Source organism: Paraburkholderia sp. LEh10 (assembly GCF_017814945.1).
GTDB lineage: Bacteria > Pseudomonadota > Gammaproteobacteria > Burkholderiales > Burkholderiaceae > Paraburkholderia.
The window spans coordinates 14,892-34,823 of record NZ_JAGIPX010000017.1 but is presented as its reverse complement, the minus strand read 5'-3'; the positions used below and the strand labels follow the sequence as shown (position 1 = coordinate 34,823).

Genomic DNA, 19,932 nt, shown 5'->3' with positions numbered 1-19,932 from the left:
GCCTCTTATTGTTCCTGAGGCGTCGGATTCGGACTATTCGCGGGCTGCACGCGATTGTCGATCACGAGCGGCGTGCCGTTCTTCAGCTTCAGCTGGCCGCTTGTCACGACCTGCATGCCTTCGCTGATGCCCTTCAGAATCGCGACCTGATCGCCGCGTGTCGGCCCGGGCGTGACGAACACCTGCTGCGCGATGGGCATCGTCTTGCCGTGCGCGTCCTTCTGCTCGCCGGGCTTGACGACGAACACGGTCGCGCCATACGGGTTGTAGGTGATCGCCGTCTGCGGCAGCGTCAGATAACGCTGCTCGCTCCCCGCGTCGACCTTCACGTTCGCATACATGCCGGGCAGCAGCTTGCGCTCGCGATTGTCGACGGTCGCCTCGATCTGCACGTTGCGCGTCGTGCTGTCCACGCGCGGATTGATCGAGCGGATCTTGCCGTCGAACGTCCGGTTGTTGAACGCGTTCGTATCGACCACGACGGCCTGGCCGACCTGCAACTGTCCGAGCTGCTGCTGCGGCAGATAGAAGTCGGCGTAGATGGGATCGATGGCCTGCAGCGTGACGATCGCGTCGCCGGGGTTCAGATATTGGCCGGGATTGACCGTCGTGATGCCGACGCGTCCCGCGAACGGCGCGCGGATCGTTTTCTTGTCGACGAGCGCGGCTTGCTGATCGACCTGCGCGCGCTTGCTCTTGAGGTCGGCGGCATCGGCGTCGAGCTGCGCCTTCGAGATGGCCTGAATGTCGTACTGCGCCTTGTCGCGCTTGTAGACCGTTTGCGAAAGGTCGGCGGCCGCTTGCAGCGACGCGAGTTGCGCGCGGTCTGAGTCATCGTTCAGGCGCACGAGCAGCTGGCCCGCTTTCACTTCCTGGCCCGAGCTGAACGCGATTTCGCGCACGAGGCCCGGCACTTCAGTCGTCACGTCGACGCCGCGCACCGCGCGCAGGCTGCCCACGGCGGCAAGCTGCGGCTGCCACGTCTGAAAGCCCGCGACGGCGGCCGTGACGGTGGCGGGCGGCGCCGCATTGCCCGCCATGAACTTCTTGAGCATGTGCGCCTTGAACAGGTTGAAGCCGATCAGTCCTCCGAGCAGTACGCACACGCAGACCAGCATGATGATCATCCGCTTCGCCATTCGTCGTTTTGTCGTCATCGTCATGTCCTTGCACTGCAAGCTGCATCGTTGTTGCGTGGGCACAAACTCGTCGGGCGGCGCTGCGTTCGGCTCGCATGCGGCGCGCGGCGACTGCAAGCGGGTTCACTGCGGCGTGGCGGCGGGCGTGCTCTGGGCGGCCTGAGCCGGCGTCGCGTCGTTCCACCAGCCGCCGCCCAGCGCCTGGAACAGCGCGGCCGTGTCCGCATAGCGCGCGGCCTGCGCCTGCGCGAGATTCACAACGGTCTGCTGGTATTGACGCTGCGCATCGAGCAGCGATAGATAGCTGACGCCGCCGACGCGAAACTGGCCGCGCGTCAGATCGAGCGAGTCGCGCGCCGCGCGCCATGCTTCCGTTTGGGCGAACAGGCCCGTGGCGTCGTGCTCGAGCGCGCGCAAGGTATCGGCGACGTTCTGGAACGCGAGCAGCACCGTCTGCCGGTATTGCGCGTTGGCCTGATCGAATGCCGCTTCAGCCGCGCGCTTTTGCGCGGTCAACTGGCCGCCGTGGAAGAGCGGCTGCGTGATGCCCGCGCCGAAGCTCCAGATCATGTCGGCGTACTTGAACAGGCCCGCGGGCGTCAGTGCTTGCGGGCCGTAGCTCGCCGACAGCGTGATCTGCGGATACAGGTTCGCCGTCGCCACGCCGACCTGGGCGCTCGCCTGATGCAGCGTGGCGTCGGCGGCGAGAATATCGGGCCTCTGCTTGATCAGCGACGAAGGCAGGCTGACGGGCAGCGTCTGCGGCAGCGTGAACATCGACAGCCGGAACTCCGGGATGCCCGTTTCGCTCGGCGGCTTGCCCGCGAGCACGGCAAGCTGATGACGGGTCTGGTCGAGCGACTGGCGCAACGGCGGCAGCGTCGCGCGCGTTTGCGCGAGCAGCGTTTCCTGCGACAGCACGGCGACGCGGCTCACGCCGCCGAGCTCGAACTGCTTGCGCAAGACGCCTAGCTGCGCGTCTTCGTCGGCGGCGATGCGCTCCGTCGCTTCGATCTGCTCGCGCAGCGATGCTTCCTTGACGGCGGCCGTCACGATGTTCGCCGACAACGCGAGATAGGCGGCCTGCAACTGATAGCCCTCGTAATCGACCTGCGAGCGCAGCGATTCGACCTGCCGCCGCGCGCCGCCGAACACGTCGAGGTTGTACGACACGTTCACCGACGCGTTGTACAGGTTCAGTTCTTCCGTGAGCCCAGGCTCGCCGAACGTGACGCCGTTGAACTTCTCGCGCGTCGCGCTGGCCTTCGCATCGATGGCGGGATACAGCGAGCTGCCCACTTGTGCGCGATAGTTCTCGCGCGCCTGACGAAGCGCCGCTTGCGCCGCGGCTACGTTCGGACTGTTGGCGAGCGCTTCGCGTATCAGCGCGTCGAGCGGCTCGCAGTGAAAGAGCGACCACCATTGCGCGGGAATGTCCTGCCCGGCGGCGAACTGTTGCGGCACGCCCGACGCGCCCGGCGCCGACGCCGTCTGATCGGGCAGCGGCGTGGGCGTATAGGTTTCGGTGGCGGGCGGGGCGGGGGTGCGGTAATCGGGGCCGACCATGCAGCCGGACAGCGGGAGCATGGCCGCGCCCAGCATGGTGACGATGGTGGTGATCGATGCGGCGAGCGCGCCCGCGGGTTGGGCGACGGCGCGGCGAGACGCGATGCGCGAGGATTGCTGCAAACGACTGCGACTGAAACTGCCGTTGACGTCATCGATCATCTATCCACCTTGTTTCACTGCGCGGAGTACGAACGAAATAGCAGATGCGGTATTCGACAGCCTGATGCCGCGCATAGCCTAGCATGGGTCGTTGCAAACTCCATCATGGATGCAGAAGCTTTAGTGGAATAAAAGCGCTTGAGCGTCGATAAACGTTAAATGCAGTCCGTGCGCATTCGAAAAGTAAAGAGCGCCGCGTGCGGCGCTCTTCGATGTGGATGAAAAGTGAGCGGTCGGGCGTCCTGCTCGCGTCGCAATTGGACAATTCAGCAAGGTGGTCGCGATTGCAGGCGTGATGGCTCGTTTCGTTCGATCACGCCCTTACAGTGCGTCAGCGCAGCAGTGTGCAGGACTCGGCTGGCGGCATGACGAGACGCGCGGTTCAATGTGCGTCCGCGCCGCGCTCGCCCGAGGTCGCGACCGTGCCCGGCTTGCGCAGCATCTTGTCGACTTCGCCCGCGTGCATCTCTTCGACCGAGATCATTTGCCTTGCGTACTCTTCAAGCGCAACCGAGCGGTCTTTCACGAGCGCCAGCAGATCGCGATAGAGGCCGAGCGCCACGTCTTCGGACGCGAGCGATTCACGCAGAATGGATGCGATGTCGGTCGTATGCGAATCGAGCAGAGCACCGATGCCGAGCGACGGATACTCGCCGAGCGTCGTGATCCACTCGCCTGCCAGATGCGCGTGCTGCAACGACTCGTCAGCCTGCTGACGCAGCCACGACACGATCGGAATGCGGCCGAAGCCGAACACGAGGAAAGAGTAGTGCGTATAACGGACCACGCCTGCCAGCTCGGATTCGAGAATCTGGTTCAGCACGGCGATGACCTTGTCCTTTTCGATCTCTGGCATGTGGCCCTCCGCGACGCTTGTCGAATGTCGGCGCATATCGGTGCGGCCGAGGTTTCATTGTTGGCCGCACCTGGGCAAAGATCAAGTGAATCGGGCCGCAGGATCAGCGCGTGACGACGACGGGCGTGACGGCCACGGGTTGCGCATACACGATGCTTTTTGCAGGCACGATGGGATAGGGAGGTGCGGCGACGACGGGCACGGCGACGGTCGCGTATGGCAAGGGCTTCGCGGGCGCGGGTGGCGGCACGACGGCGACGTAAGGCACGATTTGCACGGCGGGAATAACAGGTACCCCGTAAGGCGGTTGCGGCGGCACGTAATACAGCGTGCGCGCCGGTGCATAGACGGCGGCGGGCACATAGGCGGCATGAACGAAGACGGTGCCGGCAAAGGCGCTCGTCGAGCAGGCGATCCCCATCGCGGCGATCGCGGATGTATAAGCAGAGCGAATGTTCACATGAAACTCCTTGATGCGGACATCGGCGGGTGCGATGCGAAGTCCTGACGTTGCCGCCGACGTGCAAACGATACGCAACCCATCCGCCTAAGGGCAGCCATAACTTGTTTCATTCGATGTCGTGAAAAGCACGACCATATTTGTAGCGTTTGCTGCGTAGCACGCGATGCGTGAGCCGCACATGAATGCTGCGAAGGCGCCGCAAACGCGCCGCAAACGCATGACATACATCGACATAACTTTGAAATTGCCATCCGCGCATCGGACAGCAAGAATTCGCTTCGCCAACGACGAATCGCAACACGACGTAGCGAAGAAGTTGAATGAACCGATGGAGATGGAAATGAAGAAGTTGATCGCTATTCTGGCCTTGTGCATTGCATCGACGGGCGTGATGGCCCAGACGGCGCCGCAACCAATGACCGCTTCGCCGCGCATGGAGCGCATGATGGAGCAGTTGCAGGAGCGCTTCGCCGCCGCCAACACGACGCACGACGGCAAGCTGACGCTCGCCCAGGCCCAGGCGGGCATGCCGCATGTCGCCCAGTACTTCAACGAGATCGATACGCAGAAGCAGGGCTACGTGACGCTCGCGCAGATCGAGCAATTCATGGCGCAGCGCGCGGGATCGCACTAACGGAAAAGCGGGTCGGCATGAAGCTAAACTGTTGCAACCGAGGCCTTGCAACATCAGCGACGAAGGAGTCTTTGCATGGACCGACCCGCCCGCATCATGGTGCTCGACGACGAAGCGGAATTGCGCAACATGCTGCAGCGCTTCCTGAGCGGACACGGCTTCGAAGTGCGCGCCGTCGAGAACAGCAAGCGGCTCGAGCGCTATTTGCAGCGCGAGCCGTATGATCTGCTCGTGCTCGATCTGATGATCGGCGAAGAAGACGGCTTGCAGATCTGCGCACGGCTGCGGGCCGAAGGGCATACGCTGCCCATCCTGATGCTCACCGCGAAGGGCGATCCCCTCGATCGCGTGATCGGCCTCGAAACGGGCGCCGACGATTACCTCGCCAAGCCGTTCCTGCCGCGCGAACTGGTCGCGCGCATTAATGCGCTGCTGCGCCGCCAGAAGATCGCGTCGAACGACCCGACCGTCACGACGCAGACGCTGCGTTTCGGCGACTTCCGGCTCGACGTCGGCAAGCAGTGTCTTTATCGTCACGACGATCCCATCGAGCTTCATTCCGCGCAAATGCTGCTGCTGACGGCGCTCGCATCGTCGCCGAACCGCGCGGTGAGCCGCGACAATCTGATCGCGCGCGCCCGGGGGCGCGACCACGGCGCGCTCGACCGCAGCATCGACGTGCAGATTCTGCGTCTGCGGCAAGCGATCGAAAGCGATCCGTCGAAGCCTCGCTTCATCAAGACGGTGTGGGGCATCGGCTATATGCTCGTCGCCGACGTCGAAGCATGAAAGCGCGCCTGATGTCGCTCCTGCTGCTGCGCAGCGTGCTCGCGCGCAACATCGCGCTGTTGATCGTGCTGATGGCGTTCAGCCAGGTGTGCTCGCTGAGCGTGTTGATTCATTACGTGCAGAAGCCGCGCATCGAACGCGCGGCCGCCGTGTTCGGCACCTACATCAAGACGCTGGACAATGCGCTTGCCGCATCGCCCGAGATCGCGCGCGACACGCTCGTCGCGCGTCTTGACGCGCGCGACGAACCGCCCGCCGATGCCGTCATGGAACCGCATGTACGGTTTCCGACGTTCTACCGCGTGTATCAGCTGGACGTGTTTCTCGAAAGCCTGCGCCGCTATTTGCCGCCGGGCACGGAAGTGCGCTGGCAAGGGGCGGCGACCCCGCGCATGTGGATACGCATGCACGTAGCGGGCAAGCCCTATTGGGTCGGCTTGCAGTTGCCGGAAGAAGCACAGGGCGGCGGCCTGCTGACGGCCGTGCTGCTGTCGCTCGCGCTCGGCATGCTGGCGGCGTTGACGGGCTTCGCGCTGCAGGCTTATCTGAACCGTCCGCTGCGGGAACTCGCGCACGCGGCGCGCCGCGTGAGCGCGGGCGAAACGCCGCCGCCGCTGCCCGTCGACGGCCCGACGGAAATCGCCGAGGTGAGCGGCGCGTTCAATCAGATGACGCAGGCGTTGCAGCAAGCCGAGGCGACGCGCGCGCTGATGCTCGCGGGCATCTCGCACGATATCCGCACGCCGCTGACGAAGCTGCGTCTCGCGATGGCGATGGCCAACGGCACAGGCGGCGACGAAGCCTTCGTCAGCGCCGCGGAATCGTATCTGGACCAGATCGACACGATCCTCCAGCAGTTCATGGACTATGCGGGCAGCGGCGAGCGCGAAACGCCGCAGTCAGGTGATCTGAACGCGTTGATCAGCCAGCTTGCCGCCGATTTCGCGGGCCTTGGCCATGAGTTCGAGTTGGAGCTGGGCGCATTGCCCGACCACGCGTTCCGGCCGATCACGATGATGCGTCTCGTGATGAACCTGATGCAAAACGCCGTCGTGTACGGGCAAACGGGCCTCGCCGTCAGGACCTGGGCGGATGCGCATGCCATTCATGTGGCCGTCTGCGATCGCGGCAAGGGATTGAGCGCGGAAGAACTCGAACGGCTCAAGGCGCCGTTCCAGCGCGGCAAGAACGCGCATGGCAAGACGGGCGGCACGGGACTCGGGCTCGCGATCGTCGAGCGCATTGCGCGCCTGCATGGCGGCGCATTGACGTTTCATCCGCGCGAGGGCGGCGGGCTTGAAGTGCGGGCCGTGCTGCCCATTCTGCGCGCCGCGCAGATGCCGTCGCCTGAGCAGCCGGCCGCGCAGCAGGCCCAATAAAAGCGCGGCCCGAGAGAGCCCCCTTCCTGCACATCAAGACTTTTCACGCGCGAGCCGCTAATCTGTCGGCTGACCTGACCGGGCACGCAGATGGATGGCGGGAATAGCGATGACACGCGTCGAGCGACCTTTCGATATCGAACGTCTGGAAGATGAGTGGCTGGAAGCCGACGGCTTCGGCGGCTTTGCGTCGGGCACGGTCGGCACGTTGCGCACGCGCCGCTATCACGCGCTGCTGCTGACGGCGACGCGCGCGCCCGCGGGACGCGTCGTGCTCGTCAACGGGGTCGAGGCGTGGATCGACGCGAACGGCAAGCGTTATCCCCTCACGATGCAACGCTATGCACCCGATATCGTCTACCCCGGCATCGACGCGTTCATGAGCGGCTTCGACACGACGCCGTGGCCGACGTGGCGCTTTCAGATCGACGCGCGGACATGCGTGATCGCGGAAGCGTTCGTCGCGAAGGCGACTTGTGAAACGGTGCTGCGCTGGCGTGTGGAGGCGAGCGGCGATGGGCTTCGCGACGGCGGCATTGTGCTGCACGTGCGTCCGTTGCTGTCGGGGCGCGACTATCACGCGCTGCATCGCGAGAATGGCGCGTTCGATTTCTTCGCTTCAGTCGATGGCGAGCGCGTGCAGTGGCAGCCGTATCACGACTTGCCCGCGATCCGCGCGACGACGAACGGCGCGTACCAGCACGCGCCCGACTGGTATCGCAACTTCTGCTATGTGCGCGAACGTGAACGCGGCCTCGACTTCATCGAAGACCTCGCGACGCCTGGCATTTTCACTTTCGATCTTTTGCGCGATGCGGCTGTGGTGGTGTTGAGCGCGAGCACGACGGGCGCCGCTTCACCTCCACCGCGCAGCGCCGCCTTGCATGCCAGCGCGCTGGCGCAAGCGGAAGCCGCGCGCCGCGCTTCGTTCGCGTCGCGCCTGCAGCGTTCCGCCGATGCGTATGTCGTCGCGCGCGCGACAGGCCGCACGATCGTCGCGGGTTTTCCGTGGTTCACCGACTGGGGACGCGACACGTTCATCGCGATGCGCGGCCTGCTGATCGCAACGGGGCGGCACGCTGAAGCCGAATCGATCCTGCTCGCATGGGCAGGGACGATATCGGAAGGCATGTGTCCGAACCGCTTTCCCGACTACGGCGGCGAGCCCGAATACAACTCGGTCGATGCATCGCTATGGTTCGCCGTTGCCGTGCATGACTACCTCGCGGCGGCACATGCATCGGCGTCCACGCGCGAGCGCCTTTACGAGGCCGTCGAGACGATCCTGTCGGGCTACACGCAAGGCACGCGCTACGGCATCCGCGCCGACGACGACGGCCTGTTGCGCGCCGGCGTGCCGGGCGTGCAGCTCACATGGATGGACGCGAAGATGGGCGACTGGGTGGTGACGCCGCGCATCGGCAAGCCCGTCGAAGTGCAGGCGCTATGGTTCAACGCATTGCGCATTGCAGCACAATGGAATGCGCGCTGGAACGCGCCCGCCGACCGCGCGGCGCAGTCGTTTGTGGAACGCTTCGTCGATTCGCAATCGGGCGCGCTATTCGATAACGTCGATGTCGATCATGTGCGCGGTGCCGTCGATCGATCGATCCGGCCCAATCAGATTTTCGCGGCGGGCGGGTTGCCGTTCGCGCTCGTCGGAGGCGAGACGGCGCGCGCCGTCGTCGCGCAGGCGCAGGCCCATCTGCTGACGCCGCTTGGCTTGCGCACGCTGTCGCCGCAAGACCCTGCCTATCGCGGGCGATATGTAGGCACGCCACTCGAGCGCGACGGTGCCTATCATCAGGGAACCGTATGGCCGTGGCTGCTCGGCCCGTTCGTCGAAGCATGGCTGCGCGCGCAACGTCCCGACGCGGCCGCGCGCGAAGCGGCGCGCGCCCGCTTTCTCGCGCCGCTCGACGCGCATCTGGACCGCGCGGGCCTCGATCATCTGTCGGAGATTGCGGATGGCGATGCGCCGCATGCGCCCGGAGGCACGCCGTTTCAGGCATGGTCGCTTGGCGAGCGGTTGCGCATCGGCGCGCTGCTTGGCGAAGACACGGGCGCCGGGTTGCCCGTTCACCCGCGCGAATAGCCCATTCCGCGCTACGATGAGTGTCCCGCCGTCAACCCGAGACGAAGGACGCTGCCATGCCCGTGCTGCGCGCCGAAAATCTGCTTTCAACCGTTGAAGGGATACGCCTGCACACGAGCGAGTGCGCGCGATGGCAGCGCTGGGGTCCGTATCTGAGCGAGCGGCAGTGGGGCACGGTGCGCGAGGACTACAGCGCGAACGGCACCGCATGGGACTATTTCCCGCACGATCACGCGCGCAGCCGCGCGTACCGCTGGGGCGAGGACGGCATAGGCGGATTCGGCGACGACACGCTGAACTGGTGCGTATCGATCGCGATGTGGAACCGCATCGATCCCATCCTGAAGGAGCGGCTGTTCGGTCTCACGAATCAGGAAGGCAACCACGGCGAGGACGTCAAGGAACTGTACTTCTATGTGGACGGCACGCCGACGCACTCCTATATGCGCATGCTGTACAAGTACCCGCATGCCGCGTTTCCGTATCAGGATCTCGTCGAAGAGAACGCGCGGCGCGGGGCGGATATGCCCGAATATGAGGTGCTCGATACGGGCGTGTTCGACGACCTGCGCTATTTCGACGTGACCGTCGAATACGCAAAGAACACGCCTGAAGACATCGTGATGCGCGTCACCGTCGAGAATCGCGCGGACGAGTCCGCGTCGCTCGATCTTCTGCCGCAGATCTGGGCGCGCAACAGGTGGTCGTGGAAAGAGGTCGAGGGGCGCCCCAGGCTCGCGAAAGAAACGGTGCACGGCGTCACGCGTCTACTCGGCACGCATCCCGGTCACGAGCCGATCATCGTGACGGCATGGTCGCCCGACACGACAGTGCTCGAATGGATCTTCTGCGAGAACGACACGAACGTCAGGCGTCATTTCGACATCGACGCTAAAGGCCCATTCAAGGATGGCTTCAACGACTACATCGTGCATGGCGACATGAATGCGATACGGCGCGACGAGGGGACGAAGGCGGCTGCGCACGTGCCCCTCAATCTGCCGCCGCACGGTGCGGCCGTCGTCTATCTGCGCTGGCGGCCCGAGTTCGCCGTCGACGAAGCGCCCCTCGATGCGGACGAGCTGTTCGCGCTGCGCATCGCCGAAGCCGATGCGTTCTATGCGGCGTTGCAGCAGGATATCGCGGGCGCGGACGAGCGGCTCGTGCAGCGCCAGGCGCTGGCGGGCATGCTGTGGTCGAAGCAGTACTACCAGTTCGACGTGCAGCGCTGGATGGACGGCGATCCGGCGCAGCCCACGCCGCCCGCGTCGCGCAAGCAGGGCCGCAACCGCGACTGGCGGCATCTGTGCAATGCCGACATCGTATCGATGCCCGACAAGTGGGAGTACCCGTGGTACGCATCGTGGGACCTTGCGTTTCATGCGGCGGCGTTCGCGTTGATCGATCCCGCGTTTGCAAAACGCCAGTTGCTGCTGCTCGTGAAAGACCGCTACATGCATCCGAACGGACAGATTCCCGCCTACGAATGGGCGTTCAGCGATGCCAATCCGCCCGTGCATGCATGGGCCGCGTGGCGCGTCTATGAAATCGATCGCGCGCTGACGGGCAAAGGCGACCGCGATTTTCTCGAGCTCGTCTTTCACAAGCTGCTGCTCAACTTCGCGTGGTGGGTGAACCGCAAGGACGCGGACGGCCGCAATATTTTCCAGGGCGGCTTTCTCGGGCTCGACAACGTCGGCATTTTCGACCGTTCGTCGCCGCTGCCGACGGGCGGTCACATCGATCAGGCGGACGGCACGGCATGGATGGCCGCGTATGCGCTGGACCTGATGCGCATCGCGCTCGAACTCGCGTTTGCGAACCACGTATTCGTCGATATCGGCGTGAAGTTCTTCGAGCACTTCCTGTACATCGCGCAGGCGGTGAGTTGCGAGGACGGCTGCGATACGGGCCTGTGGGACGGCGAGGACGAGTTCTTCTACGACAAGCTGCGGCTGCCCGACGGCTCCAGCGTGCCGATGCGCGTGCGCTCCATTGTGGGCCTGATTCCGCTGCTCGCCGTTCATGTGCTCGAAGAGCGGCTGCATGGCTCGCTGCCGGGTCTGCGCGATCGCCTCGTATGGTTCTTGCGTAACCGGCCCGATCTCGCGCGGCTCGTGTCGCGCTGGAACGAGCCGGGGCGCGGCAACGCGTTGCTGCTTTCGCTGCTGCGCGGACACCGGATGAAGGCGCTGCTCAAGCGCGCGCTCGACGAAGCCGAGTTCCTGTCCGATCATGGCGTGCGCGCATTGTCGCGCGTGCATCGCGATCATCCGTATGTCTATCGGCACGACGGCCAGAGCTTTTGCGTGAAGTATCTGCCCGCCGAATCGGATTCGCGCGTATTCGGCGGCAATTCGAACTGGCGCGGGCCGGTATGGATGCCCGTCAACTATCTGCTGATCGAGTCGCTGTATGAGTTTCATCGCTACTACGGCGACGATTTCCGGGTCGAGTACCCGACGGGTTCGGGCAACAAGCTGTCGCTGGCCGAGATCGCCGATGCGCTCGCGCGGCGCACCACCACGCTGTTCCTGAAGGACGCGAACAACGAACGTCCCGTGATGGCCGCGTATCCGTTGTTGCAGGCGGACCCGCGCTCGCAGGATCTCGTGCTCTTTCACGAGTACTTTCACGGCGACAATGGACGCGGCGTGGGCGCGTCGCATCAGACGGGCTGGACGGGGCTCGTCGCGCTGCTGTTGCAGCCGCGCGAGCTTGCCAGCTCGGGGATCGTGCCGGCGACAGGCGAGGTGCCGGAATCCGAGCGCGTTGCCGCCGCCGTGAAATAGATCGCAGCGAGGTTGCGGCGGGTCTTTCAGCTATCGCCAGTTCGTATCGCTCATTCATCGCTCATTCATCGAAGAGGGTGCCATGTCCAATGACGCGAAGGACACCAACGCTTCATCGAGCGCCCAGCCCGCGAGCTGCAAGCTCGACGCCGGGCCGCATCCCGCTTCGGCGGGGCCCGTCGGCAAGCAGCCCGCGCCGCCGTGCATGCTGGTCATCTTCGGCGCGGGCGGCGACCTCACCAAGCGGCTGTTGACGCCCTCGCTGTACAACCTGAGCGTCGACGGTCTGCTCGACGACGGCATGCGCATCATCGGCGTCAATCACGGCGAGCGCGAAACGAAAGCGTGGCTCGACGATCTCGGCCAGTCGCTGCAACAGTTCGCGGCCGACAAGGCGGGCGAGTTTCATACCGGCAAGATCGACGACAACGCGTGGCATTGGCTGTCGTCGCGCATGGAGTACCTGGCGGGCGAGTTCGAAACCGACGACGTCTTCGAGACGCTCAAGCAGCGCATCGACAAAACGCCGCACGGCAATGCGATTTTCTATCTCGCCGTCGGCGCGCGCTTTTTCAAGCCGATCGTCGAGCGCCTCGGCAAGCACGGTCTGCTGAAGGAAGACGAAAAAGACGGCACAGGCAAGGGCGGCTTCAGGCGTCTCGTGATCGAAAAGCCATTCGGCACGGACCTCGCTTCCGCACGCGATCTGAACGCGCATATTCTGCGTCATGCAAGCGAGTCACAGGTCTATCGCATCGATCATTTTCTCGGCAAGGACACGGTGCAAAGCATTCTTGCCGTGCGCTTCGCGAATGCGATGTTCGAGCCGGTGTGGCGGCGCGAGTACATCGACAGCGTGCAGATCACCGCGGGGGAAACACTCGGCGTGGAGCGGCGCGGCAAGTTCTACGAGCTGACGGGCGCATTCCGCGACATGGTGCCGAACCATCTGTTCCAGTTGCTGGCGATGGTCGCGCTCGAGCCGCCCAACTCGTTCGACGCCGAAGCCGTGCGCGACCGGAAGGCCGAACTCTTCGATGCGATCCAGCCGCTGACTCCCAACGACGTCGTATTCGGCCAGTACGAAAAAGGTGATGCGGGCGTGGCTTACCGTGAAGAGCCCGATGTCGCGCGCGACAGCGCGACGGAGACCTATGCGGCCGCGCGCGTGTTCATCGACAATTGGCGCTGGGCAGGCGTGCCGTTTTATCTTCGCACCGGCAAGCGCATGACGGCGCGACGCACGGAAATCGCCGTGCAACTGAAGCGCGTGCCGTTCCTGATGTTCCGCGACACACCCGTCGACACGCTGACGCCCAATGTATTCACGCTGAGCATCGATCCCGCGCACGGCACGCGCTTCGACTTCAACGTGAAGGTGCCCGGCCCGACGATGCAGATCGGCGCGGCGCGCTCCGCGTTCAACTATGACGACTTCTTTGCCGAACGCGCGAATGTCGGTTATGAAACGCTGCTCTACGACTGCATGCTGGGTGACGCGACGCTGTTCCAGCGCGCCGACAGCATCGAGTCGAGCTGGTGTATCGTCGATCGCGTGCTGCATCCCGAAGGCGGTGCGTTGCCCGTGCATGGTTATGCGGCGGGCAGCTGCGGTCCCGCGCAGGCCGATGAACTGCTTGCACGCGATGGCCGCGCATGGCGGCCGCTGCACGACGCGACACGATGAACACCACACTCGATACAACCTCGGATCAAAGGGGACGACTTTGGCTACAGGCAAAGCAGCCGCTGCAAGCGGCGATGAACGGATACTCGCGATCGACGTCGGCGGCACGGGCCTGAAGGCAGCCGTCGTCGATGCAAAGGGCACGCTGAAGAGCGAGCGTGTGCGTGTGGCGACGCCGCATCCCTGTGCGCCGGAACAGCTCGTCGACACGCTTGCAGCGCTGGTGCAGCCGCTTGTCGGCACGCATCATCCGACGTTGATGTCGATCGGCTTTCCGGGCGTCGTGCGCGAGAACTGCGTGCTCACTGCGCCGAATCTCGGCGGCAAGGAATGGTACGGCTTTGCGCTCGCGGACAAGCTCACGGCGCGGGTGGGCGGCCTGCCCGTGCGCATGATCAACGATGCCGAGATGCAAGGCTTCGCGGCGATCGAAGGACACGGCATCGAGTTGGTGCTGACGCTCGGCACGGGCGCGGGCACGGCGCTCTTTCGCGACGGCGAGTTGATGCCGCATCTGGAGCTTGCGCATCATCCCGTCAGCAAGAGCCGCACCTATGACGAGTACATCGGCAACGCAGCGCGCGAGAAAGCGGGCAACAAGCGCTGGAACCGGCGCGTCGAGAAGGTGATCGGCATTCTTGCCGCACTCGTCAATTACGACCGGCTGTGGATTGGCGGCGGCAACGCGGCGCGGCTCACGTTCAAGCTGCCGCCGAACGTGGCCGTCGTGCCGAACGCGGCGGGCATCGTAGGCGGCGCGAAGCTCTGGCAACCGAAGTCGGTGCGCGAGACGCGGCAGTTGCCGCAAGCGAACCGCGAGACGGGCGCGTTCCGCTAAGGTCGCGGCCAACGCGCGCGAAATAGGGGAATAAACGGAAGGCCTGGTTCGTTTGCTCGACGGCGGCCGCATAGGGGCGACCGCGCGTGTTTCGACGGAGCCGTCCAATGAAAACTTTCTCTGATATCCGGCTCGCGTGCCGTGCCTTGCTACGCGCCGCGCCAGGTGTCGCGCTGTCGGCGGCGTTCGCGCAGGGGTTCGCAGCCGAGGCCTTCGAAGTGACGTCGCCGGGTACGCCCGACGGCGGCACGATCGATTCGAGCCACGCGGCGAGCGCGAACAATTGCGGCGGCGCCAATCAGACGCCCGCCGCGCAGTGGCGCAACGCGCCTGCGGGCACGCGCAGCTTCGCGGTGACGCTTTTCGATCCAGACGGCGCGAAAGGCATCGGCGTGATTCATTGGGTGCTGTACGGCATTCCCGCTTCGACGAACTCGATGGCGCATGGCGCGCCCGCGCCCACTGGCAGCGTGAGCGGCATCAACCGTACGGGGCAGCCCGGCTATTACGGCCCGTGCCCGCCCGTCGGCGACGTACCGCATCACTACGTACTGCAGGTGTATGCACTCGATCTCGCGCAGGATGCGTTGCCGCCCAACCTGAATCACGATGCGTTTCTCGCAGCCGTCACGGGTCATGTGCTGGCCGCGAGCAGCACCGTGCTGCGCTACGGACGCTAGCGCAGCGTTCGAAGCTCAACGCGGCGCATCGCCCCAACGGTACTCGACGGTTGCATCGTCGAGCGCTTTCTTGAGCTCCGGGTCGAGTGCATGGTCGACGGCGGCGAGCGAATCGTTCAACTGCTCGACGCGGCTCGCACCGATGATCGCCGACGTGATGGTGGGATTCGCCAGCACCCATGCGATTGCTGTTCGCGTCATCGGCTCGCCTGACTTCGCAACGATGTCGCGCAGCGCGTCGATGGTCTTGAACTCGCGCTCGTGCCAGTAGCGCTCCGCATACATCGCGCCCGCCTTGCCGACCGTTTCGGTAAAGCGTCCTTCCGAGGGCTTCGCGTCGTGACGATGCTTGCCCGTCAGCAGCCCGCCTGCAAGCGGGTTATACGGAATCACGGCCAGTCCTTCCTCGTCGGCGAGCGGCAGCAGTTCGCGCTCGATCTGCCGGAACAGCAGGTTGTAGCGCGGCTGCACCGAGACGAAGCGCGCGGTGCGCAGCACGTCGGCGCGGCCCAGCATGCGCGCGAGCCGGTACGCCAGATAGTTCGACACGCCGATATAGCGAGCCTTGCCCGAACGCACGATCACATCGAGCGCTTCCAGCGTTTCGTCGAGCGGCGTATCGCGGTCGTCGGAATGCAACTGGTACAGATCGACGTAGTCGGTGCCCAGGCGGCGCAGCGACGCATCGATTGCATCGAGCAGATGCTTGCGCGATGCACCCTGGTTCCACGGATGCGGGCCGACCTTGCCGACGGCTTTCGTCGCGAGAATGAAGCGGTCGCGCTTGCCTTTGAGCCAGCGTCCGATGATCTCCTCCGTGCGGCCCGCGAGGTTCTCGCCGCCGCCTAACGGATAGACATCGGCGGTATCGATGAAATTCACGCCCGCGTCCGTCGCCTTGTCGAGAATGCCGCGCGATACTTCTTCTTCGGTTTGCAAGCCGAAGGTCATCGTACCGAGACATAAACGCGAAACAGTAAGGCCAGTATTGCCGAATTTGCGATATTGCATGGTCGACTCCGCGAATAGCAGTGAGTGGTTTGATACAGCCGGTCAGAAATGCAGAAAAGAGAGCATAGCGGCTAATGCAAATTTGCGTTGCGACCTCGCCAGTACGCATTCATATCGCTGACATGGGATGGGGAAAACTTTTCACACGCGTAAGGTCTAAACGGCTTTGTCATCGCGTCGAGGTTCTTGTCCGATGAACGATTCACGAACTGACCGTCAGGATATCGGGCCCGGCAGTGCCCACATGCGCGCGGCGATCACTGTTGCGGCCGCCGTCGCCGTGGGCGTGATCGTCGCGTGCGCAATCGGCTTGAGAAGAAAAGCGGGCAACCAGCGCGTGCCCGAACCGGCGAGAAGCGTCGATCTGGACCGCTACACGGGACATTGGTACGAGTACGCGCGCTACGACAACCCTTTCGAACACGGCCGCGATTTCGTTAAGGCCGTCTACGCGAAACGCGACGACGGCTTGATCAGCGTGATCAACACGGCTCGCGAAGGCGGCGCGAACGGCACGCGGCGCATTGCGCGAGGCAAGGCGCGTGTGATGCCCGACTCGAACAATGCGAAGCTCAAGGTGTCGTTCTTCGGCCCGTTCTACGTCGGCGACTACTGGGTGCTCGATCGTGCCGAAGACTATGGCTGGTCGATCGTCGGCGAACCGACGGGGACGTACCTATGGATTCTTACGCGCGAGGCCAGGCCCGCGGCCGAATTGCAGCATGCACTGCTCGAGCGGGTCCGTGCGCTGGGTTATGACCTGTCAATGCTGCGCAAAACGCAGCAATGAATACACATGAAGGCCGGTTGAAAATTTTTCTAGGGGCCGTTTCTTTTTGCAAATCCATGATCGGGCTATTGCGCTGCGTAATGACGCGAATTGGGCACTGCGCGGTAACTCTTGCTTTTTCAGCGGCCAGTCCTCGCGGAATTCATGCCGCTTTCCGTACCGGCATGGATTTCGCATCACATCACGCATAGCAATTCCGCATCGGTCAGTGCAGATCGCCGCGGTTTTCTTTTCAACCGGGGTGTGAACTGCCCACGTAAAGAGCCGAGCGAAAGAACCGTGGCCTATCGCACCTGACTGCGTCAATTGCCATGGACACCAATCGTACTTTAACGACCATTCGAAGCGGCGAACACCGGATCAGCGATCATCGGGACGATATTTTCTTTGCCGCGGTGTCGACGACATGCATGCCGATGATCGTCACCGACCCGCATCTGCCCGACAATCCCGTGATCTTCGCGAATCATGCGTTTCTGCGCATGACGGGTTACGAGCTGAGTGAAATCATCGGCAGCAACTGCCGATTTCTGCAAGGACCGGAAACGGATCGCGCGACCATCGACGAAGTGCGCAGCGCCGTCGCCGACCGGCGCGAGCTCGCAACGGAGATCCTCAACTATCGCAAGGACGGCTCGACATTCTGGAACGCGCTGTTCATCTCGCCTGTGTTCAACGAGCAGGGCGAACTCGTGTATTTCTTCGGCTCGCATCTCGACGTGAGCCGCCGCCGCGACGCGGAAGACGCACTGCATCAGGCGCAAAAGATGGAGGCGCTAGGGCAGCTGACGGGCGGCATCGCGCACGACTTCAACAATCTGCTGCAAGTGATGGCGGGCTATGTGGACGTGTTGCAGACGGGTATCGAAGGCCACGCGGAAAGGGCGGTGATGTCGCAGAGTCTCGACCGCATTCGAGGCGCGGTCGCGAGGGCGACGACGTTGACACAGCAACTGCTTGCATTTGCGCGCAAGCAGAAACTCGTCGGGCGCACCGTCAACCTGAATACGCTCGCCGACAGCATGGTAGAGCTCGCACGCCGCACGTTGGGCGGCAACATCTCGCTGAAAACAGAATACGAAGAAGGTCTCGGCAATTGCCGCGTCGATTCGACCCAGCTCGAAGTGGCCTTGCTCAACGTGCTGCTCAATGCACGCGATGCGCTCGCCGCGCGGCGCGACGGCATGGTGACGGTGCGCACGGAAACGGTCGAGCTCGATCAGCAGGAGGTGATCGGCTTCGCCGATCTGCGGCCGGGCCGCTACGTAACGATTGCGATCTCCGATAACGGTTGCGGCATTCCTGCCGGGATTCTCGACAGGGTGATGGACCCGTTCTTCACGACGAAGGGCGAAGGCAAGGGCACGGGGCTCGGGCTGTCGATGGTCTACGGTTTTGCGAAGCAGTCGGGCGGTGCGGTGAACCTGTATTCGGAGCCGAATGTCGGCACGACGTTGCGGCTGTATTTCCCGGCGGTGGAAGGCAATGCGCAACGCCGTCCGTGCGCGCCGAAAGCAGTCGAGAAGGCGGGCCACGAAATGATTCTGATCGTCGACGACCGCGTCGAAGTGGCGGAAGTCGCGCAGGCGATGCTGGAGCAAATCGGCTACCGCACGCGTGTCGCGCTGAACACGAAGGACGCGATGGAGGTTCTGCAAGATGATGCGCCCATCGATCTGCTGTTCACCGATCTCATCATGCCCGGCAACATGAACGGCGTGATGCTCGCACGCGAGGCGCGGCGCCTGCGCCCGAAGATCAAGGTGCTGCTGACGACGGGTTACGCGGATGCGTCGCTCGAACGCACGGATGCGAATGGCAAGGAGTTCGACATCGTTCACAAGCCCTATCGTCGCGCGGAACTGGCGCGCAAGGTGCGCATCGTGCTGGGTGGCCCGACGGGTGTCGTCTAGCGGGCAGAGGAGCAGGCCGCGTTTCAGGAGATGGAGCGGGAGATGGAGCCGCCATTCCATCCGTTGCAAGTCCTGAGATAAAATTTACGTTCGGTTCCGTTCAACCTGAGGCGAATCGCGCGGTGCCAAACCGATACAGCGCATTCACGTTTTAACCGGATCTCGAATGTTGCGACCTCGCATACCAGACAACGAAAGCGAGCGAATGGAGACTTTGCGTTCGCTGCATATCCTCGACACGCCGCCCGAAGAGCGGTTCGACCGTCTTACGCGCCTCGCGCGACGCCTGTTCGGCGTGCCCATTGCGGCTGTCACGCTGGTCGACAGCCACCGCCAGTGGTTCAAGTCGCACCCGGGCCTCGAAGCGTCTGAGACACCGCGCGATGTTTCCTTTTGCGGGCACGCGATACTCGGCGACGAACTGTTTCTCGTGAACGACGCATCGCTCGATGCGCGCTTCGCCGATAATCCGCTCGTCAAAGGCGAGCCGAATATCCGCTTCTACGCGGGCTATCCGCTGACGGTCGACAACGGCAGCCGTCTCGGAACTTTGTGCCTGATCGACGTGAAGCCGCGCGCGCTCGACGACGAAGAGCGCATGTTGCTGCGCGATCTCGCGCGCATGGCCGAGCAGGAAATTGCCGCCGTGCAGCTCGCCACGACGGACGAACTGACGGGCCTGTCGAACCGCCGCGGCTTCGAAGCGCTTGCGCAGCACGCAATCAGGCTTTGCAAGCGTGCGCAAAAGCCCGCGTCACTGCTGTTCTTCGATTTGAACGGTTTCAAGCAGATCAACGACGTGCATGGTCACGCGGAAGGCGATCGCGCGTTGATCGCATTTGCAACGGTGCTGCGCACCACGTTGCGCGACAGCGACGTGATCGGCCGGTTGGGCGGCGACGAGTTCGTGGTGTTGCTGTCAGACTCGGATGAAGATGGCACGATGCAGACCATTGAACGGCTGCGGCATCAACTGCACATCTACAACCAGTCGGCGCAAGCGGACTATCACCTGCATTGCAGCGTGGGCACGGCGACGTACGCACCCGACAGCGCACTGTCGATCGACGAACTGCTGGCGCGCGCCGATGGCGCGATGTACGCGAACAAGCGCGCTCAACGCTAGCGCACGCGCGGC

General features: G+C 63.8%; 17 protein-coding genes. 12 read left to right on the top strand and 5 right to left on the bottom strand.

What is annotated here, in order from left to right; translation table 11 throughout:
• Nucleotides 1-5 precede the first annotated feature (5 nt).
• Nucleotides 6-1,157, bottom strand: a complete 1,152-nt coding sequence (locus tag J8I87_RS16285) for an efflux RND transporter periplasmic adaptor subunit (RefSeq protein ID WP_209932511.1) — start codon at nucleotides 1,155-1,157, stop codon at nucleotides 6-8.
• Between J8I87_RS16285 and J8I87_RS16280 the strand changes: the two genes are divergently transcribed.
• Nucleotides 1,117-1,302, top strand: coding sequence for a hypothetical protein (locus J8I87_RS16280; protein WP_209932655.1), 186 nt, complete (start codon nucleotides 1,117-1,119; stop codon nucleotides 1,300-1,302). The two genes, J8I87_RS16285 and J8I87_RS16280, sit on opposite strands and share 41 nt — an antisense overlap.
• Here J8I87_RS16280 and J8I87_RS16275 read toward each other — a convergent pair.
• The 3 genes from J8I87_RS16275 to J8I87_RS16265 form a co-directional block, all read right to left on the bottom strand.
• The gene (locus J8I87_RS16275) at nucleotides 1,263-2,867 is read right to left on the bottom strand and encodes an efflux transporter outer membrane subunit (RefSeq protein ID WP_209932510.1); all 1,605 of its coding nucleotides are present in this window, start codon (nucleotides 2,865-2,867) and stop codon (nucleotides 1,263-1,265) included. The two genes, J8I87_RS16280 and J8I87_RS16275, sit on opposite strands and share 40 nt — an antisense overlap.
• A gap of 382 nt (nucleotides 2,868-3,249) precedes the next feature.
• Entirely contained in the window at nucleotides 3,250-3,723 is a 474-nt protein-coding gene (locus J8I87_RS16270) for a bacterioferritin (protein ID WP_209932509.1), read from the bottom strand.
• Nucleotides 3,724-3,826: 103 nt separating this feature from the next.
• The gene (locus J8I87_RS16265; RefSeq protein WP_209932508.1) at nucleotides 3,827-4,183 is read right to left on the bottom strand and encodes a hypothetical protein; all 357 of its coding nucleotides are present in this window, start codon (nucleotides 4,181-4,183) and stop codon (nucleotides 3,827-3,829) included.
• Nucleotides 4,184-4,526: 343 nt separating this feature from the next.
• Here J8I87_RS16265 and J8I87_RS16260 point away from each other — a divergent pair, with 343 nt between their 5' ends.
• The 8 genes from J8I87_RS16260 (at nucleotide 4,527) to J8I87_RS16225 (ending at nucleotide 15,080) form a co-directional block, all read left to right on the top strand.
• Nucleotides 4,527-4,820 carry an EF-hand domain-containing protein gene (locus tag J8I87_RS16260; protein ID WP_209932507.1) on the top strand — a complete coding sequence of 98 codons (294 nt, stop codon included), beginning with the start codon at nucleotides 4,527-4,529 and terminating at the stop codon, nucleotides 4,818-4,820.
• A 75-nt stretch (nucleotides 4,821-4,895) separates the two neighbouring features.
• Nucleotides 4,896-5,609 (top strand): response regulator, encoded by a 714-nt coding sequence (locus J8I87_RS16255; RefSeq protein WP_209932506.1) that lies wholly within the window; start codon nucleotides 4,896-4,898, stop codon nucleotides 5,607-5,609.
• Nucleotides 5,606-6,988: an ATP-binding protein gene (locus J8I87_RS16250; RefSeq protein ID WP_209932505.1), complete on the top strand. Its 1,383-nt coding sequence runs from the start codon at nucleotides 5,606-5,608 to the stop codon at nucleotides 6,986-6,988. The genes J8I87_RS16255 and J8I87_RS16250 overlap by 4 nt, the downstream gene beginning before the upstream one ends.
• A 109-nt stretch (nucleotides 6,989-7,097) precedes the next feature.
• The gene (locus tag J8I87_RS16245; protein ID WP_209932504.1) at nucleotides 7,098-9,083 is read left to right on the top strand and encodes an amylo-alpha-1,6-glucosidase; all 1,986 of its coding nucleotides are present in this window, start codon (nucleotides 7,098-7,100) and stop codon (nucleotides 9,081-9,083) included.
• Nucleotides 9,084-9,139: 56 nt separating this feature from the next.
• A complete protein-coding gene (locus tag J8I87_RS16240; protein ID WP_209932503.1) occupies nucleotides 9,140-11,875 on the top strand; it encodes an MGH1-like glycoside hydrolase domain-containing protein in 2,736 nt (911 codons plus the stop codon).
• Between the two features lie 82 nt (nucleotides 11,876-11,957).
• Nucleotides 11,958-13,562: a glucose-6-phosphate dehydrogenase gene (zwf, locus tag J8I87_RS16235; RefSeq protein WP_209932502.1), complete on the top strand. Its 1,605-nt coding sequence runs from the start codon at nucleotides 11,958-11,960 to the stop codon at nucleotides 13,560-13,562.
• A 40-nt stretch (nucleotides 13,563-13,602) separates the two neighbouring features.
• A complete protein-coding gene (locus J8I87_RS16230) occupies nucleotides 13,603-14,400 on the top strand; it encodes an ROK family protein (RefSeq protein WP_245253973.1) in 798 nt (265 codons plus the stop codon).
• Nucleotides 14,401-14,507: 107 nt separating this feature from the next.
• Nucleotides 14,508-15,080, top strand: coding sequence for a YbhB/YbcL family Raf kinase inhibitor-like protein (locus tag J8I87_RS16225; RefSeq protein ID WP_209932500.1), 573 nt, complete (start codon nucleotides 14,508-14,510; stop codon nucleotides 15,078-15,080).
• 15 nt (nucleotides 15,081-15,095) lie between these two features.
• Here J8I87_RS16225 and J8I87_RS16220 read toward each other — a convergent pair whose 3' ends face one another.
• Entirely contained in the window at nucleotides 15,096-16,091 is a 996-nt protein-coding gene (locus J8I87_RS16220; protein ID WP_209932499.1) for an aldo/keto reductase, read from the bottom strand.
• Nucleotides 16,092-16,284: 193 nt separating this feature from the next.
• On the opposite strand from J8I87_RS16220, the gene J8I87_RS16215 reads away from it, so the two are divergent.
• The 3 genes from J8I87_RS16215 to J8I87_RS16205 all read left to right on the top strand — a co-directional run bounded on the left by J8I87_RS16215 (nucleotide 16,285) and on the right by J8I87_RS16205 (nucleotide 19,920).
• Nucleotides 16,285-16,881 (top strand): lipocalin family protein, encoded by a 597-nt coding sequence (locus tag J8I87_RS16215; RefSeq protein WP_209932498.1) that lies wholly within the window; start codon nucleotides 16,285-16,287, stop codon nucleotides 16,879-16,881.
• A gap of 311 nt (nucleotides 16,882-17,192) precedes the next feature.
• On the top strand, nucleotides 17,193-18,794 hold the full coding sequence (locus J8I87_RS16210) for a histidine kinase famiy protein (protein WP_209932497.1): 1,602 nt from the start codon (nucleotides 17,193-17,195) through the stop codon (nucleotides 18,792-18,794).
• A 166-nt stretch (nucleotides 18,795-18,960) separates the two neighbouring features.
• Nucleotides 18,961-19,920, top strand: coding sequence for a sensor domain-containing diguanylate cyclase (locus tag J8I87_RS16205; protein WP_209932496.1), 960 nt, complete (start codon nucleotides 18,961-18,963; stop codon nucleotides 19,918-19,920).
• Nucleotides 19,921-19,932 lie beyond the last annotated feature (12 nt).

Bases quoted from the DNA above. Each gene is read 5' to 3' on its own strand.
- J8I87_RS16260 (WP_209932507.1), top strand. From the start codon at position 4,527: ATGAAGAAGTTGATCGCTATTCTGGCCTTGTGCATTGCATCGACGGGC.
- J8I87_RS16225 (WP_209932500.1), top strand. From the start codon at position 14,508: ATGAAAACTTTCTCTGATATCCGGCTCGCGTGCCGTGCCTTGCTACGC.
- J8I87_RS16205 (WP_209932496.1), top strand. From the start codon at position 18,961: ATGTTGCGACCTCGCATACCAGACAACGAAAGCGAGCGAATGGAGACT.
- J8I87_RS16210 (WP_209932497.1), top strand. From the start codon at position 17,193: ATGGACACCAATCGTACTTTAACGACCATTCGAAGCGGCGAACACCGG.
- J8I87_RS16285 (WP_209932511.1), bottom strand. From the start codon at position 1,157: ATGACGACAAAACGACGAATGGCGAAGCGGATGATCATCATGCTGGTC.
- zwf (WP_209932502.1), top strand. From the start codon at position 11,958: ATGTCCAATGACGCGAAGGACACCAACGCTTCATCGAGCGCCCAGCCC.
- J8I87_RS16250 (WP_209932505.1), top strand. From the start codon at position 5,606: ATGAAAGCGCGCCTGATGTCGCTCCTGCTGCTGCGCAGCGTGCTCGCG.
- J8I87_RS16255 (WP_209932506.1), top strand. From the start codon at position 4,896: ATGGACCGACCCGCCCGCATCATGGTGCTCGACGACGAAGCGGAATTG.
- J8I87_RS16240 (WP_209932503.1), top strand. From the start codon at position 9,140: ATGCCCGTGCTGCGCGCCGAAAATCTGCTTTCAACCGTTGAAGGGATA.
- J8I87_RS16220 (WP_209932499.1), bottom strand. From the start codon at position 16,091: ATGCAATATCGCAAATTCGGCAATACTGGCCTTACTGTTTCGCGTTTA.
- J8I87_RS16245 (WP_209932504.1), top strand. From the start codon at position 7,098: ATGACACGCGTCGAGCGACCTTTCGATATCGAACGTCTGGAAGATGAG.
- J8I87_RS16270 (WP_209932509.1), bottom strand. From the start codon at position 3,723: ATGCCAGAGATCGAAAAGGACAAGGTCATCGCCGTGCTGAACCAGATT.
- J8I87_RS16215 (WP_209932498.1), top strand. From the start codon at position 16,285: ATGAACGATTCACGAACTGACCGTCAGGATATCGGGCCCGGCAGTGCC.
- J8I87_RS16280 (WP_209932655.1), top strand. From the start codon at position 1,117: ATGATGATCATCCGCTTCGCCATTCGTCGTTTTGTCGTCATCGTCATG.
- J8I87_RS16275 (WP_209932510.1), bottom strand. From the start codon at position 2,867: ATGATCGATGACGTCAACGGCAGTTTCAGTCGCAGTCGTTTGCAGCAA.